The following is a 15,072-nucleotide window of genomic DNA, read 5'->3' as shown; positions in this document are numbered from 1 at the left end:
AGCAAAGTGGAGCGGGCCGCTATTGTGCCTTCTGTACCGGCGGGTCAGCCTTTTAAAAATTTCTCTTCGGCCAGGGCCAGGGTGGCGGCTTGGCCCGACAGCACCAGGGTGTCGCCGTCTTCCAGCAGGGTTTCGTCGGCCGGTATTTCGGTCTTGCCATTCTGGCGGCGCAGGCTGATGACGCGCACACCCACCGCGTGCAGTGCCAGCCGTCCCAGCGGTTTGCCCAGGCATTTGGCGGCGATGGTGAGGGTCAGGGTGGTCAGCCGTTCGTGGTGCAGCTCGTCCACGCCATCGTCATCCGCACCATGGAAATAGCCGCGCAGCAGGTTGTAGCGTGCATCCCGCTGGTCCTGCACCACCCGGATCACCCGCCGCATCGGCACGCCGACCAAGGCCAGCGCGTGGCTGGCCAGCATCAACGAGGCTTCGATGGCTTCGGGCACGACTTCAGTGGCGCCGGCCTGGCGCAGCTTTTCCAGGTCATGGTCATCCTGGGTGCGCACAATCACCGGCACCTGGGGCGCGTGGGCACGGGTGTGCACCAGTACGCGTAGGGCCCCGGGCACGCTCAGGTAGGTAATCACCACCGCGCTGGCCCGCGCCAGGCCGGCCGCCATCAGCGCCTGCAGCCGGGCGGCATCGCCAAACACCACCGAGTCGCCAGCCGCCGCGGCCTGGCGCACCCGGTCGGGGTCCAGGTCGAGCGCCATGTAGGGAATGCCTTCGCGTTCCAGCATGCGGGCCAGGTTCTGGCCGCAGCGCCCATAGCCGCAGATGATCACGTGTTTGTTGGCATTGATGGACTTGCGCGCAATGCTGGTCATGTGCAAGGACTGCTGCAGCCATTCGCTGCTGACCAGCTTCATCACAATCCGGTTGCTGTACATGATGATGAAGGGCGTGGCCAGCATCGACAGCACCATGCTGGCCAAGATCGGGTTCAACAAGGCCGGCGGTACCAGCCGGTTCTCTTGCGCCAGGGTCAGCAGCACAAAGCCGAATTCACCGGCCTGGGCCAGATACAGGCCGGTGCGCAGCGATACCCCGGCCGTGCCGCCCAGCAGCTTGGCCAGCGCGGCTACCATGGTCAGCTTGAACAGCACAGGTACCGTCAGCAGCAGCAGCACCAGCTTCCAGTGTTCGAGCACCAGCCGCCAGTCGAGCAGCATGCCGATGGTGATGAAAAACAGGCCCAGCAGCACATCGTGGAAGGGCCGGATGTCGGTTTCCACCTGGTGCTTGTATTCGGTTTCCGAAATCAGCATGCCGGCGATAAAAGCGCCCAGAGCCAGGCTGAGTCCAGCCAATTCGGTCAGCCAGGCCAGGCCCAAGGTGATCAGCAGCAGGTTCAGTACAAACAGCTCTTCGCTTTTGCGCCGGGCCACAATCGTCAGCCACCAGCGCATGACTTTCTGGCCACCCACCAGCAACACCGTAATCAGCGCTGCGGCTTTCAGCGACGCCAGGGCCAGGGCGGCAAATAATTCTTCGGGAGAGGAACCCAAGGCGGGGATTAGCACCAGCAGCGGCACCACCGCCAAATCCTGGAACAGCAGCACGCCCATCACCCGCTTGCCGTGCTCGGACTCCATCTCCAACCGTTCGGCCATCAGCTTGACCACAATCGCCGTGCTGCTCATCGCCAGCGCGCCCGACAAGGCCAGTGCAGTCTGCCATTGCATATTCCACAGCGTGGGCGCCATGGTGGCAAACATCAGCGAGGCAAAGGTGGCGGACAACATGGTGATGCTCACCTGGAACATCCCCAGGCCAAACACATGCGTGCGCATGGCGCGCAGCTTGGGTAGGTTGAACTCCAACCCGATGACGAACATCAGAAACACCACACCAAATTCACCCAGGTGTTTGATGCCCTCAGAGTTCTGCGCCAGCGCCAGCGCGTTCGGACCAATCACCACGCCCACTACCAGATAACCCAGCATGGGCGGTAGCTTCAGCGAACGGAACGTGACCACCCCCAGCACGGCGGCCAGCAGGTACATCAGCGTCAGTTCCAGTGCGGTCATACGCCTATGCTAACAAGCGTACCGCCCATGCCCTGAAAAGAAACTGCAGGGGGCACGCCGATAGAATCGCAGCCATGACTTCCGCTCCGCCGCTTGCCCCTTCTTTTGACGCTGCCAGGGCCTTGCGCCAAGCGCGTGAGACCTTTGACATCGAGGCCGCCGCTGTGGCCGGCCTGAAAAACCGCCTGACGGATGCTTTTTCCCGTTCCGTGCAATTGATGCTGGAGGTGCGCGGCCGGGTGGTGGTCATGGGCATGGGCAAAAGCGGCCATATCGGCCGCAAGATTGCCGCCACCCTGGCGTCGACAGGTACCCCGGCGATGTTCGTGCACCCCGGCGAGGCCAGCCATGGCGATCTGGGCATGATCCAGGTCAACGACGTGGTGGTGGCCATTTCCAACAGCGGCGAGAGCGGTGAAATCACGGTATTGCTGCCGGTGCTCAAACGCCAGGGCGTGCCCTTGATTGCCATCACCGGTGGCTTGCAGTCCACCCTGGCGCGCCATGCCACCGAAGTGCTGGACGGCGGCGTAGACAAAGAGGCCTGCCCGCTAAATCTGGCGCCGACCGCCAGCACCACGGCGCAGCTGGCCTTGGGCGATGCGCTGGCTGTGGCCTTGCTGGATGCACGGGGCTTCAAGGCCGAAGACTTTGCGCGCTCGCATCCTGGCGGTGCGCTGGGCCGCAAATTGCTGACCCACGTGAGCGACGTGATGCGCTCCGGCGAAGACGTGCCCCGCGTAGCACCCGATACCGCTTTTGGCGACATGATGCGCGAAATGAGCGCCAAAGGCGGTATTACCGCGGTGGTGGATGCGCACCAGCAGGTGCTGGGGGTGTTTACCGATGGCGACCTGCGCCGGTTGATAGAAAACGGCATCGATCTGCGGACCAAATGCGCAAAGGACGTGATGCATCTGCGCCCCCGCAGCATCCGCCCGGATGCCTTGGCGGTGGATGCCGCGGAACTGATGGAAGAGCACCGCATCACCTGCGTGCTGGTCGTCGAGTCCGATGGCAGTTTGGTGGGAATGGTGCATATTGGCGACCTGATGCGGGCTAAAGTCATCTGATGCCGACACCTGCAATTCAATTTCCGCCAGAGCTGTTGCTCAAGGCGCAAGACATCCGCGTGGTCTTCTTTGATGTCGATGGTGTGTTGACCGACGGTGGCCTGTATTTTTCCGAGTCAGGCGAAACCCTCAAGCGCTTCAGTACCCTGGACGGGCACGGCCTCAAATTGCTGCAAAAAGCCGGCATCACCCCGGTGGTGATTACCGGCCGGGATTCCCTGCCACTGCGTGTGCGGCTAGAGGCTTTGGGCATCACCCACGCCGTATTTGGAACCGAAGACAAGCGGCCTGCCGCCGAACGCATCCTGGCGGAGCTCGGACTGGATTGGTCGCAGGCTGCCGCCATCGGTGACGACTGGCCGGACCTGCCGGTGATGCGCCGTTGTGCATTTGCCTGCGCTCCCGCCAACGCCCAGGCCGAGGTGCTGGCCGCTGCCCACTATGTGACCCAGCGTACCGGCGGCCATGGCGCAGCCCGGGAGCTGTGTGACTTGCTGCTGGTGGCCGGCGGCCATTACGCTGCGCTGCTACGCGAGTATCTCGCGTGAAGACCGTATTGCGTTCGGCGTGGGAGCGCCTGTCCATCTACCTGCCTATCATCTTGATGGCCGTGCTTGCGCTGTGCAGCTACTGGCTGGTGCGCAATACGCCGATATTCACTGCGGCCGGTGTCGCGGCGCCGGTATCGCACGAGCCCGACTACTTCATGCGTACTTTTTCGGTCAAGACCTTCGATGCCCTGGGCCGCTTGAAAAGCGAGGTGCTGGGAGTGGAAGCCCGGCATTTCCCCGACAACGATACTGTCGAAATCGACAAGGTCCGGATCCGCTCGGTGAACCCTGAAGGCCTGGTCACCGTGGCCACTGCCGACCGCGGCTTGAGCAATGCCGACGGCTCCGAGGTGCAGCTGTTTGGCAATGCAGTGGTGGTGCGCGAGGCCGTCACCAGCAAAGGCGTGGTGGTGCAGCCCCGGCTCGAGTTCCGTAGCGACTTCTTGCATGCGTATATGGAGACTGAACGCGTGCGTTCCAACAAGCCTGTCACTTTGATCCGCGGCAAGGATACGTTCACGGCGGACACCATGGACTACGACAATCTGGACCGCCAGATGCAATTGAACGGACGCGTGCGGGGCATTCTGCTGCCCCAGGCGGCGCCATAAGCCCGACCATGTCCAAACTGGTTTTCATCACCGGCGCATCCAGCGGCATCGGCCAGGCCCTGGCATTACGGTTCTTCCAGGCCGGTTACCGTCTGGCCTTGGTGGCGCGCCGAACTTCGGCAGTCGAATCATGGACTGGCGCTCAAGGAATAAGCGCAGATAGCTATAAAATTTATAGTGCAGATGTGGCGGTGCCGGACAGCATTGTGGCGGCCGGCCTGGCCTGCATTGCCGGCCAGGGCGTGCCCGATGTGGTGATCGCCAGCGCCGGTATCAGCATTGGCATGGATACGGCCATGCACGAAGACCTAGCGGTCATGGCCCAGACCTTTGCCACCAATAACCTCGGTCTGGCCGCCAGCTTTCACCCATTTATCCAGGCCATGGCACAGCGTGGCAGTGGCGCACTGGTAGGCATCGGCAGTGTGGCTGGCATCCGGGGGCTGCCGGGCCACGGTGCGTATTGCGCCAGCAAAGCGGGAGTGATCGCTTATTGCGAAAGCTTGCGTGGGGAATTGCGCGCGAGCGGGGTCAAGGTGGTCACCATTTGCCCTGGCTATATCGATACGCCGCTGACACAGAAAAACAGCTATGGCATGCCATTTCTGATGCAGCCGCAAGATTTTGCAGATAAGGCATTTGCCACCATTGAAGCAGGCAACAGTTACCGCGTGATTCCGTGGCAAATGGGTGTGGTGGCTAAACTTATGCGCATCTTGCCGAATGCGGTGTACGACAAGTTATTGGTAGGCCGGGCCCGCAAGCCACGGCAAACTGCAGAACCTGGAATCCATTGAGTCATTTGGGTTAAAGCGACCAATAAAAAAGGCTCCTGAGGAGCCTTTTTAGTTCTGCAGAATTGCAGCCGGGATTTTAGTAACCGCCGCGACCACCGCCGCCGCCATTACCGCCGCCACCGCCGCGGGGACCAGAGCCGTAGGGGCTACGGAAACCACCGTCGCCACCCCCGCCGCCGGAGCGGCCACCGCCGCCATATCCACCACCGCCGTCACCGCGGCCACCACCACCGCCGCCGCCGTAGCCGCCGCCACCGGAGCGACCACCACCACCGCCGCCGCCGTAGCCGCCACCACCTTCGCCACCGCCGCTACGGCCACCGCCGTATCCGCCGCCACCACCGCCGCCATAGCCACCACCGCCGGTGCGGGGGGGGCGGGCTTCCATGGGACGGGCTTCGTTCACAACGCAGCTACGGCCACCCAAAGGTTGGCCATTCATGCCGTTGATGGCCGCTTGTGCCTCGGCATCGCTACCCATTTCAACAAAACCAAAGCCTTTGGAGCGACCGGTATCACGCTCCATCATCACTTTGGCGCTGGTGACGCTACCGAACTGGCTGAAAGATTGTTCCAGATCGCTGTCGCGCACCGAGTAAGGCAGGTTGCCAACGTACAGTTTGTTGCCCATTAAGGGACTCCTCAAAAACACATTAATAAAGCGACGGAGTCCCGAAGACGCAATCTACAGAAACTTAGGACGCGAAACCGACCGACACCGCAAACCTGTGTGGGTTTCTGACCCACACTTTTGCATTATGCGGCTAGATCAATAGATTTCAAATAAAAAATATGATGCATCTAAACGTGACAAATTTCACGCAACAAAAAAGGACCGCAAGGGTCCTTTTTTATTTTGTAGCTGGGACGCAAGCCCCAAGCAAACAAATTTTAGTAGCTGTTGCGGCCACCGCCGTAACCGCCACCACCGTTGCCGCCGCCGTAGCCGCCACCACCATTGCCACCACCGTAGCCACCGCCGCCGCCACCGGAGCGGGGAGGACGGGCTTCCATCGGACGTGCTTCGTTGACAACCAGGTTACGGCCGCCCATAGCTTGACCGTTCATGCCCTTGATAGCTGCTTGTGCTTCAGCATCGCTGCCCATTTCGACAAAGCCGAAACCCTTGGAGCGGCCGGTGTCACGTTCCATCATGACCTTGGCGCTGGAGATGGAGCCGAACTGGCTGAAAGCCTGTTGCATGTCTTCATCGCGGAAAGAATAAGGCAGGTTGCCTACGTAAAGTTTGTTGCCCATGAAAGGACTCCTCTAAAAAACGCAAAACGCGATGGAGTCCGATAACCGCAATCAACAAACCATTGAAGACTAAAGCAGACGCGAAACTGACCAATCACCGCAAACTAGCACTGCCAACTGATGACAGTACTTCGTGATTATGCTACATCTGGCCCGAAACCACAAAAAACTTGTGTAGATGTTGCGTAGGGATGAACCCGCGCCTAGCTTTGCTGTGGCGTCTCCGGCCCTTCTTCGTTGCTGTAGTTGCGCCACTGCTGTATCGCATTGCGCATGGTCAACAGCTGCCGTTCGAAGCGCGGGCAGGCTTTGCAAGCCAGCAAATGCAGGCGCAATGCGACCGCATCCGATAACGCGATGCGGCGGTCTTCCCGCGCGATCAGCAGCGCCGCGGCTTGTTTACAAGTGCGCCTGAGTGGAATCACGAAGTCTCCTTGGCATGGCCAAACCAGTTGAGTTCCAGGCATTCGCGCAGCCGTAAACGGGCGCGGTGCAACTGGACATACAGATTGGTCGGCGTCAGCCCCAGTTCCTTACAAATATCGTCGCTGGACAGCTCCAGCCATTCGCGCATCAGGAACACCCGTCCCAGCATGGCCGGCAGTTTCTCGGTGCAAGCTTCCATGATCTGGAAGAACTGGCGCGAGTTCAAGTCCTGCTCGGGATTGCCCCAGTCGGACGGAGTCTGGGCGAAGTGCCCGTCGGCCTTGAACACCAGGTTGTCCAGCTCGTCCGCCGATGCGTCGTCGTTGTCCAGGCAGACCTCGCGGGCATGGTGTCGGAACAGGTCCAGCACCTTGTGCTTGAGGATGCCCACCAACCAGGTTTTGAGCTGCGATCGGTTGCCAAACGACTGCGGCTTGCTCAAGGCGGCCAGCAGGGTTTCCGACACCGCGTCTTCGGCCCAGGTGTCGTTGCGCAGCTGCAGGCGCGCAAAGCGCAGCAGGTAGCTGCGGTGCCCGGCCAGCTCGTTTTCAAAGTCCATGGTGTACGCCGTTGCTTTTGTGTTGTGCGCCCGAGGCTACGCGCCAGAACGCTTCGGCGGCTGCTGGTTCTGTACTGCTGCGGCGGAACAGGTGGATTTCCACCTCTACCCACCAGCTGCGCTGGCTGGCGTGGAGCAGCCGGCCCTCGCGCAATTCGTCTTCGATCAGGCTGAGCGGCAACCAGGCGACGCCCCGGCCCTCCAGCGCCATGGACTTCAGGAAGGTAGCCAGATGGGCGGTAAACACCGGTTCGGCATGGGCTTTGTCCAGGGCTTCGCCGCGCAAGGCCCGCACGATGCGGCCCAGGCCGGACTCGGTGCTGAAGGCGAGCAAGGGCACGGCGGTCTTGCCGGTGTGGGACAGCAGGTAGCGCGGCTTGCCCGCGGTATCGGGTGCGCAGACCGGCAGCAAAGTGTCGGTGCCGACCCGTACCGAGCTGAAGTCTGCCGGGTCGAGCCGGCCGGGCACGTCGGCATGCGCATGGCACAGCAGAAACTGCGCGCGCCCCTGCTGCATCAGGGCTTCGCAATGCAGTGCCACGTCCGACACCAGCTGTATCGGCCCGATGGGCGCGATCGATTCCAGGCTGCGCAGCCAGGTCGGCAAAAACGTGAGTGACAGCGCATGGGTGGCGGCGAAGCGCAGGCTGGCGGCGCTGGCATCGGCGACCGCGCGGGCCTCCTCCGGTACCCGGGCCACGCGCTGCAGGATGTCCTGCGCCACGCTGACAAACCACTGGCCGGTTTCCGTCAGGCTCACCGGGTGGCCGCTGCGGTCGAACAGGCTGACCCCCAGCCACTCTTCCAGCGCCTTGATGCGGCGCCCGAAGGCCGGCTGCGTCATATGCCGCTGCTCGGCCGCGCGCGAGAAGTTGCCCGATGCGGCCAAGGCCTGAAAGTCTTCGAGCCAGGAGAGGTTCATATCCGCCAAATAAAGCAATGAAGAACAAGCAGTGCTTTGCCGGCACTGCTGAGGAGAAAAACGGCATTGGACAGTGATGCGCAGCTGTTGGACCATCGCGGCTCTCGCACTCAGATCCATAGCACCCAGGAGACAAACACATGCCAACGATTCAAAACTACAAGGGGATTATTCCCGCGATTGCCTGCCCCTTCACCGCGGATTTCAAGATCGACGAAGCTGCGCTGCGCAGCCACGCCGCCTGGCTGGCGCAACAGCCCGGTGTGGTCGCCATCATGACCAACGGCCATACCGGTGAAGTGTTTTCGCTGACGGCGCGCGAACGCGCCCAGGTCACGCGCATCGTGGCCAGCGAGCTGGAAGGCCGGCTGCCGGTGATTTCCTCCATCGTCTGCGAGGGCCTGGCCGATGCCCGCGAGCACGCAGCCATGGCGCGCGACGCCGGTGCCCGGGGCCTCGACGTGATGCCGCCACACCACTGGCTGCGCTTCGGCTTCCGGCCCGACCATGTGACGCATTACTTCGCGGCGATTGCCGAAGTCGGCCTGGACCTGGTGGCCCATGTCTACCCGGCCTGGACCCGGGCCTCTTATTCTTCGGCCACCCTGGCCGAACTGGCCCGGCTGCCGGCGGTGCAGGCCTTCAAGGTCGGCCAGCGCGACATGAACAAATACGCGGCCGACATCGCCGCCATCCGCAAGGCCGATGCCTCCAAGGCCATCCTGACCTGCCACGACGAATACCTGCTAGCCAGCATGGTGCAGGGCGTGGACGGCGCACTGGTCGGCTTTGCCACCTTCATTCCCGGCCTGATCAACGACCTGTGGGAGGCGGTAAAGGCCGGCGACCTGAAACGCGCGATGGCCGTGCAGGCCGTGATCACGCCGCTGAAGGATGCGGTCTACGGCGGCGGCGAACCCACGGGCGAAGCCCATGCGCGCATGAAGATGGGCATGTACCTAGCCGGCGTGCTGGACGCGCCCACCGTGCGCCCGCCCACCGAGGCACCGAATGAGGCCGAAATGGCCGCCCTGCGCGCCGCCGTGGCGAATGCCGGCCTGCTGAAGCGCTGAGCCCGCACCCCCGGAGACAACACCATGCAACGCCAACAATTCCTCCATGCCGTGTTCGTCACGGCGGCACTCTGCGCCAGTCTGGGCACGCCCGCTGCCTGGGCCCAGGCTTATCCGAACAAGCCGGTCAAGGTCATCATCCCGTTCCCGCCCGGCGGCACGCTGGACGTGGTCGGCCGCATGCTGGCGCAAAAGCTCAGCGAACAGACCGGCCAGTCCTTCGTGGTGGAAAACCGCGCGGGCGGCGGCGGCATCATCGGTGCGTCGGCGGTGGCCAAGTCGCCGGCCGACGGCTACACCCTGCTGTTCAATGCCTCCACCTTCACCACCACGCCTATGGTGCTGAAGTCGGCCAACTACGACGTGGTCAAGGACTTCACCGCCATCTCGCTGGTGGCCAAGGCCCCGCTGGCGGTCGCCGTCAACAAGAACCTGCCGATCACCGATGTGAAAAGCCTGATCGCCTACGCCAAGGCCAATCCCGGCAAGATGACGTTTGCCATCGGTTCCACCGCTTCGGCCGGCCATCTGTCGACCGAGCTGCTGAAGCGCGCGAGCGGCATGGAATACCTGGTCGTGCCCTACAAGGGCTCGTCGCCCGCCTACCAGGACCTGATCGGCGGCCAGATCGACGGCTTTATCGACCCCATCCTGGGCTCGTCCTCGTTCAACAAGAGCGGCTTGCTGCGGGTGGTGGCGGTGACTTCCAAGGAGCGCGTGCCCACCCTGCCGAATGTGCAGACCATCGGCGAAACCGTGCCCGGCTACGAGTTCTACAGCTGGTACGGCCTGTGGGGCCCGGCGCAGCTGCCGGCCGAGGTCACCAAGCGCCTGAACGCCGAAGTCAACAAGGCCCTGGCTACCGACATGCGCGAGAAGCTGATGGAGCAAGGCCTGCTGCTGACACCCGGCAGCAGCGAGGACTTCGAGCACTTCGAGCGCGAGGACATGGCCCGCTCGGCCAAGATCATCAGTGAAGGGAAGATCCGTGCCGAACAATGAACACGCGCTGGTCACCGGCAGCAGCTCCGGCATAGGCAAGACGATTGCCGAAACGCTGCTGGCCCAGGGCTGGCAGGTCACCGGCTTCGACGTGGCAGCGCCCGCCATCAGCCATGCCCACTTCCAGCATGTGCAGGTCGACCTGAGCGACGGCGCCGCCACCGAAGCCGCGGCCGACGCCCTGCCCACGCTGCAGGCCCTGGTGCATGCGGCCGGCGTGCTGCGCGTCGCCCCGCTGGGCAGCCTGCAGCCGGCCGGCGGCGCACTGATGTGGCAGCTGCATGTGGACGCCGTGACCCGCATCGCCAACAGCGTGCTGCCGCGCATGGCGGCCGCCGGCCGCGGCCGGGTGGTGCTCGTCGGCAGCCGGGTCGCCCAGGGTGTGGCCGGGCGCAGCCAGTACGCGGCCACCAAGGCGGCGCTGGTCGGCCTGGCGCGCAGCTGGGCCGCCGAGGTCGTAGCCCAGGGCGTGACGGTCAACGTGGTGTCGCCCGCCGCCACCCAGACCGCCATGCTGGCCGACCCCGCGCGCCAGACTGTGCCACCCAAGCTGCCGCCCCTGGGGCGGCTGATCCAGCCCGAGGAAGTCGCGGCCCTGGTCGGCTACCTGCTGTCGCCGCCGGCGGCGGCGATTACCGGCCAAGAAATCCAGATCTGCGGCGGGTCCTCGCTGGCCCGCTGAATTCCACCCACCCACGTACTTTCTGACCATGAAAATCATCGACATCCGCGAATCCACGCGCCCCATCAAATCGAATATCCGCAACGCCTACATCGACTTCTCGAAGATGACGCTGAGCTTGGTCGCGGTAGTCACCGACGTGGTGCGCAACGGCAAGCCGGTCATAGGCTATGGCTTCAACTCCAACGGCCGCTACGGCCAGGGCGCGCTGATGCGCGAGCGCTTCATCCCGCGCCTGTTGGAGGCCGAGCCGGCCAGCCTGCTGGATGACGACGGCAGCAACCTGGACCCGCACAAGATCTGGGCCACGATGATGTCCAACGAGAAGCCCGGCGGCCACGGCGAACGCTCGGTGGCGGTCGGCACCATCGACATGGCGGTCTGGGACGCGGTCGCCAAGATCGCTGACAAGCCGCTGTACCAGTTGCTGGCCGAGCGCTATGGCAACGGCACGGCGAACCGCAAGGTCTTCGTCTACGCCGCCGGCGGCTACTACTGGCCGGGCCAGGGCATCGCCGGCCTGGAGCGCGAGATGCGCAGCTACCTGGACCGCGGCTATTCGGTGGTGAAGAAGAAGATCGGCGGCGCCTCGCTGGCCGAAGACTGCCAGCGCATCGAAGCCGTGCTCAAGCTGCTGGGCCCGGGCCAGAAGCTGGCGGTGGACGCGAACGGCCGCTTTGACCTGAAAACCGCCGTCAGCTACGCCAAGGCCTTGTCGCAGTACGACCTGTTCTGGTACGAGGAAGCCGGCGACCCGCTGGACTACGCCTTGCAGGCCGAGCTGGCCCAGCACTACCCAGGCCCCATGGCCACCGGCGAAAACCTGTTCTCCATGCAGGACGCGCGCAATCTGATCCGCTACGGTGGCATGCGGCCCGACCGCGACTGGCTGCAGTTCGACTGCGCGCTCAGCTACGGCCTGGTCGAATACCTGCGCACCCTGGATATGCTCAAAGAAAACGGCTGGTCGCCAGCCCGCTGCATCCCGCACGGCGGCCACCAGATGTCACTGATGATCGCCGCCGGCCTGGGCTTGGGCGGCAACGAGTCCTACCCCGACCTGTTTCAGCCCTACGGCGGCTTCCCGGATGGCGTCAAGGTGGACAACGGCTATGTGACCCTGCCCGAGCTGCCCGGCATAGGCTTCGAAGGCAAGGCCGACCTGTACCAGGAGATGCAGCAACTCGCCTCCTGATTGCTATTGTTTTGGTAGCTGGTAGCGCAGGTACTATCTGCGCTACAGGCCTTTTTTATCTAAATCAGGCGGCTTTGTCCAACGGAGGGCGGCGCTTGGCCACCGCGATTGGCGGCGCCCAGCGCGCGTTCTTCGGCTTCTTGCTGGTGATCAGGGTGATCTCGGCGGGCTCGAAGACCTCCAGGTTGTGGGTGATCGGCGTGGTCAGCACGTACTGGGCCTGGGTCGAGCGCAGGAAGTGGCCGACCAGCTGGATGTTGCGCACGTCCAGGTGGGCGAAGGGCTCGTCGATGAAGACAAAGCCGCCGGAGGCGGTTTCGTCGTCCTTCAGCAGCGCCACCAGCAGGATCAGCGACTTGATGACCTGCTGGCCGCCGGAGGCCTCGCCGTCGTTCAGGCCGATGCTGCCCTTGCCGTCGAAGTTGAAGTGCACCTTCAGCCCGGCCTGGGCCAGCACCGCGTCTTCGTTCTCCAGCACCGGCAGGTCGGCATTCACCGCCACGCCGGCCAGCTCGCCGAGTTCCTGGATGTTCTTGCGGTAGCGCCGCACCGTGCTGCGCAGCACTTCGATATAGCTTTCGCGGGCGTTGTGTACGGCGATGCCGGCCTGGGCATTCTTCGCCTGGTGGTCGCCCAGGCTGTAGCCCTGCTCGCGCACCAGCACTTCCATGCGGCGGTAGCGTTCCTCCACGGTCGCGTCTTTTTCCCAGGTGTCGAGTTGCAGTTCTTCGTGCACCGACTGCAGGCGCAGCCGGGCCTGGGTGTCGTTCTGGTAGGTCTTGACCAGGGCTTGCAGCACCTCGGCCGTGCGCCATTTTTCGGGAATCTGGCGGCGCCGGTGGTTCGAGGTGTCGATGTTCGCCGTCTGCTGTTTGCGCGTCTGCAGCAGCTCGGCCACCAGGCGGTCGGCGTCCTGGTTCTTCTGGCGCAGGCTTTGCTCCAGCTGGCGGTACTGGGTGTCGGTCTGCTGGTGCCGGGTCTTGGCGTCGCCATAGGCCTTGTCCAGCGTCTGCCAATGCTGGGCGGCAGCGACGCGGGCCTGCTTGGCGCCGGGCAGGGCCTGGCGGGCGGCGCTGAACTCGTCGTTGCGGCGCGCCAGCTCTTGGGCCGCGCTATGGCCTTCCAGCGATTTCTGGCAGTCCTTGATCTGCCGCTTCAGGGCCAGCAGCTCCTGCGTCAGCGGGCCGAGTTCGGCATCCAGCTTGCGCAGGTCGCGCTCCACAGCGTCGCGCCGGGCGATCAGCGCGGCGGCGCCGAACTGGTGGTCGCGCGGCTCGACCCAGACCGAGCGTGCGCCGCGCCCGTCGAAGCTATAGGCCTGGGGCGTGATCCAGCTGCCGCTGGTCTTGCGGCCTTCGCTCGGGTCGGCCACGCAGCGCAGGTTCTGCAGCTGCTGTATCAGCCAGCGCGGCAGCTTGGCGTCGAAGCGCACCTGGGCCAGCAGCGATGCGGCGTCGGCCGGGGGCACGCTGTCGCCGGGGGCGGTGATGTAGTGGCGGTAGCGGTCGGCCGAGGCGATGCTGTCGGCCTGGGCCACGTCGTCGGCTTTTTCCAGCAGCACCATCCAGCGCAGCGGGCGCAGCACGCCTTCGATGGCGGCACGCCAATGCTCGTCGCGCACCTCGACCACCTCGGCCAGGAAGCGGTGGCCGATTTTCTGCGCCTGCAGGCGCTGGCGCAGGCGCCGCGCGTCTTCCGGATGCGGCGGAGTGTTTTTGCCCTCTAGCGCAGATAGTGCCTGCGCTGCTAGCTCTCTTTTTTGTAGTGTGGCGCTGTGCCGGGCCTGCAGCCCTTCTTCCTGGGTGTGCAGGGTTTGCAGATGGGCGGTCAGGGCTTCGGCGTCGCTTTCCTTGTCGACCAGGGCCAGCAGTTCGGTTTCGCGCTTGGCCAGGTCTTCCAGCGGGCGTTCGAAGTCGCGCGTGCTGTCGCGCTGTACGGCGGCGGCATCGCGCTCCTGCAGCAGCTGGCTGGCGTGGGCGTCGGCCTGGCTGCGCACTTCGAGCAGCTCCAGCAGCTGGGCGTTCTGCCGCGCGCGTTCGGCCAGGGCCTGGCGGTGCTGCTGGCGCTGGCGGCGCTGCTCGCGGCTGCGCTCGGTGAGCTTTTGCCGCTGGCCGTGCCATTCGAGCACCGGCACCACCTCGGTGGCCAGGCGCTCTTGCTCCTGCACCTTGTGCTGCCAGTTCTGGTAGTTGCTGACGCGGCTTTGCAGCTCGGCCAGCTGGGCCTTGCTGTGGTCGAGCTCGTGTTCGGCCTGGGCCATTTCGCGACCCAGCTGCTGCTGGTGTTCGCGGGCGGTGTCGTAGTGGTTCAGTACCTCCTGGTCGCCGAACACGTCGAACACCAGGCGCAGCAGCTCGCGCGGGCTGAATTCACAGAGGCGGTCGGTCTGGCCCTGCTCCAGCGACAGCACCTTGGCGATGGCTGGCGACAGGCCGGCGGCGGACAGGACACGGCCCCAGGCCTCGATGCCCATCAGGCCCAGGTCTTTGTCGGGCGTGGCGCTCAGCTGTTCGATGCTGGCGTCGCCCTCGACCACCATGTAGCGGCGCTGCCAGTCGCCGCCGTTGCGTTCGATGCGGCAGGCCAGGGTCACCTGGTCGCTGTACAGCAGGCGCTTGGCGAACGGGCGGCTGCTGGTCTGGCGGGTTTGCGCCGTGTTGTCGACCACGGCGCGCAGCCAGGCGATATTCGCGCCGGCATGCCGCGCATAGGTCTTGTAGTCGCGCGGCGACGAGCATTTCAGGCCCAGCAGGGTGCGCATCGCGTCCAGCAGCGTGGTCTTGCCCGAGCCGTTGGGGCCGGCGATGGTGATGATGGAGGCGTCCAGCGGCAGGCTGACGCGTTGGCAGTAGTCCCAATGGACCAACTCCAGGCTTTGCAGGTGGAACATGGCT

At 64.2% G+C, this 15,072-nt stretch carries 15 protein-coding genes; 8 read left to right on the top strand and 7 right to left on the bottom strand.

The window, feature by feature from the left end:
- Nucleotides 1-44 precede the first annotated feature (44 nt).
- Nucleotides 45-2,030 carry a monovalent cation:proton antiporter family protein gene (locus J2X19_RS17070; RefSeq protein ID WP_116607710.1) on the bottom strand — a complete coding sequence of 662 codons (1,986 nt, stop codon included), beginning with the start codon at nucleotides 2,028-2,030 and terminating at the stop codon, nucleotides 45-47.
- Between the two features lie 74 nt (nucleotides 2,031-2,104).
- Between J2X19_RS17070 and J2X19_RS17065 the strand changes: the two genes are divergently transcribed.
- The 4 genes from J2X19_RS17065 to J2X19_RS17050 are packed head-to-tail and all read left to right on the top strand — an operon-like array spanning nucleotide 2,105 to nucleotide 5,062.
- Nucleotides 2,105-3,103 carry a KpsF/GutQ family sugar-phosphate isomerase gene (locus J2X19_RS17065; protein ID WP_310375019.1) on the top strand — a complete coding sequence of 333 codons (999 nt, stop codon included), beginning with the start codon at nucleotides 2,105-2,107 and terminating at the stop codon, nucleotides 3,101-3,103.
- A complete protein-coding gene (locus tag J2X19_RS17060) occupies nucleotides 3,103-3,651 on the top strand; it encodes a KdsC family phosphatase (RefSeq protein ID WP_310375018.1) in 549 nt (182 codons plus the stop codon). The genes J2X19_RS17065 and J2X19_RS17060 overlap by 1 nt, the downstream gene beginning before the upstream one ends.
- Complete coding sequence (gene lptC, locus J2X19_RS17055) at nucleotides 3,648-4,265, top strand: LPS export ABC transporter periplasmic protein LptC (protein WP_116607713.1); 618 nt, start codon at nucleotides 3,648-3,650, stop codon at nucleotides 4,263-4,265. Before J2X19_RS17060 ends, lptC begins: the two co-directional genes overlap by 4 nt.
- Before the next feature lie 8 nt (nucleotides 4,266-4,273).
- Nucleotides 4,274-5,062, top strand: a complete 789-nt coding sequence (locus tag J2X19_RS17050; protein ID WP_310375017.1) for an SDR family oxidoreductase — start codon at nucleotides 4,274-4,276, stop codon at nucleotides 5,060-5,062.
- A gap of 76 nt (nucleotides 5,063-5,138) precedes the next feature.
- On the opposite strand, the gene J2X19_RS17045 is transcribed toward J2X19_RS17050, so the two are convergent.
- From J2X19_RS17045 to J2X19_RS17025, 5 genes are all read right to left on the bottom strand, one after another.
- A complete protein-coding gene (locus J2X19_RS17045; protein WP_310375016.1) occupies nucleotides 5,139-5,693 on the bottom strand; it encodes an RNA recognition motif domain-containing protein in 555 nt (184 codons plus the stop codon).
- 260 nt (nucleotides 5,694-5,953) lie between these two features.
- Nucleotides 5,954-6,319, bottom strand: a complete 366-nt coding sequence (locus tag J2X19_RS17040; RefSeq protein ID WP_092757204.1) for an RNA recognition motif domain-containing protein — start codon at nucleotides 6,317-6,319, stop codon at nucleotides 5,954-5,956.
- 203 nt (nucleotides 6,320-6,522) lie between these two features.
- Nucleotides 6,523-6,744: a zf-HC2 domain-containing protein gene (locus J2X19_RS17035; RefSeq protein WP_310375015.1), complete on the bottom strand. Its 222-nt coding sequence runs from the start codon at nucleotides 6,742-6,744 to the stop codon at nucleotides 6,523-6,525.
- On the bottom strand, nucleotides 6,741-7,304 hold the full coding sequence (locus J2X19_RS17030) for a sigma-70 family RNA polymerase sigma factor (RefSeq protein ID WP_310375014.1): 564 nt from the start codon (nucleotides 7,302-7,304) through the stop codon (nucleotides 6,741-6,743). Before J2X19_RS17030 ends, J2X19_RS17035 begins: the two co-directional genes overlap by 4 nt.
- A complete protein-coding gene (locus J2X19_RS17025; protein WP_310375013.1) occupies nucleotides 7,294-8,226 on the bottom strand; it encodes a LysR family transcriptional regulator in 933 nt (310 codons plus the stop codon). Before J2X19_RS17025 ends, J2X19_RS17030 begins: the two co-directional genes overlap by 11 nt.
- Before the next feature lie 140 nt (nucleotides 8,227-8,366).
- Here J2X19_RS17025 and J2X19_RS17020 point away from each other — a divergent pair, with 140 nt between their 5' ends.
- The 4 genes from J2X19_RS17020 to J2X19_RS17005 are packed head-to-tail and all read left to right on the top strand — an operon-like array spanning nucleotide 8,367 to nucleotide 12,178.
- Nucleotides 8,367-9,299: a dihydrodipicolinate synthase family protein gene (locus J2X19_RS17020; protein WP_310375012.1), complete on the top strand. Its 933-nt coding sequence runs from the start codon at nucleotides 8,367-8,369 to the stop codon at nucleotides 9,297-9,299.
- Between the two features lie 24 nt (nucleotides 9,300-9,323).
- Entirely contained in the window at nucleotides 9,324-10,301 is a 978-nt protein-coding gene (locus J2X19_RS17015) for a Bug family tripartite tricarboxylate transporter substrate binding protein (protein ID WP_310375011.1), read from the top strand.
- Nucleotides 10,288-10,983, top strand: coding sequence for an SDR family NAD(P)-dependent oxidoreductase (locus J2X19_RS17010; RefSeq protein WP_116607721.1), 696 nt, complete (start codon nucleotides 10,288-10,290; stop codon nucleotides 10,981-10,983). The genes J2X19_RS17015 and J2X19_RS17010 overlap by 14 nt, the downstream gene beginning before the upstream one ends.
- Nucleotides 10,984-11,011: 28 nt before the next feature.
- Entirely contained in the window at nucleotides 11,012-12,178 is a 1,167-nt protein-coding gene (locus tag J2X19_RS17005) for a mandelate racemase/muconate lactonizing enzyme family protein (protein WP_310375010.1), read from the top strand.
- Between the two features lie 64 nt (nucleotides 12,179-12,242).
- On the opposite strand, the gene J2X19_RS17000 is transcribed toward J2X19_RS17005, so the two are convergent.
- Complete coding sequence (locus tag J2X19_RS17000; protein WP_310375009.1) at nucleotides 12,243-15,068, bottom strand: ATP-binding protein; 2,826 nt, start codon at nucleotides 15,066-15,068, stop codon at nucleotides 12,243-12,245.
- Nucleotides 15,069-15,072 lie beyond the last annotated feature (4 nt).

It is taken from the genome of Rhodoferax ferrireducens (assembly GCF_031458075.1).
GTDB lineage: Bacteria > Pseudomonadota > Gammaproteobacteria > Burkholderiales > Burkholderiaceae_C > Rhodoferax_B > Rhodoferax_B ferrireducens_A.
Note: the sequence above shows the minus strand (reverse complement) of the source record. Positions and strands in the feature narration are given on the sequence as shown.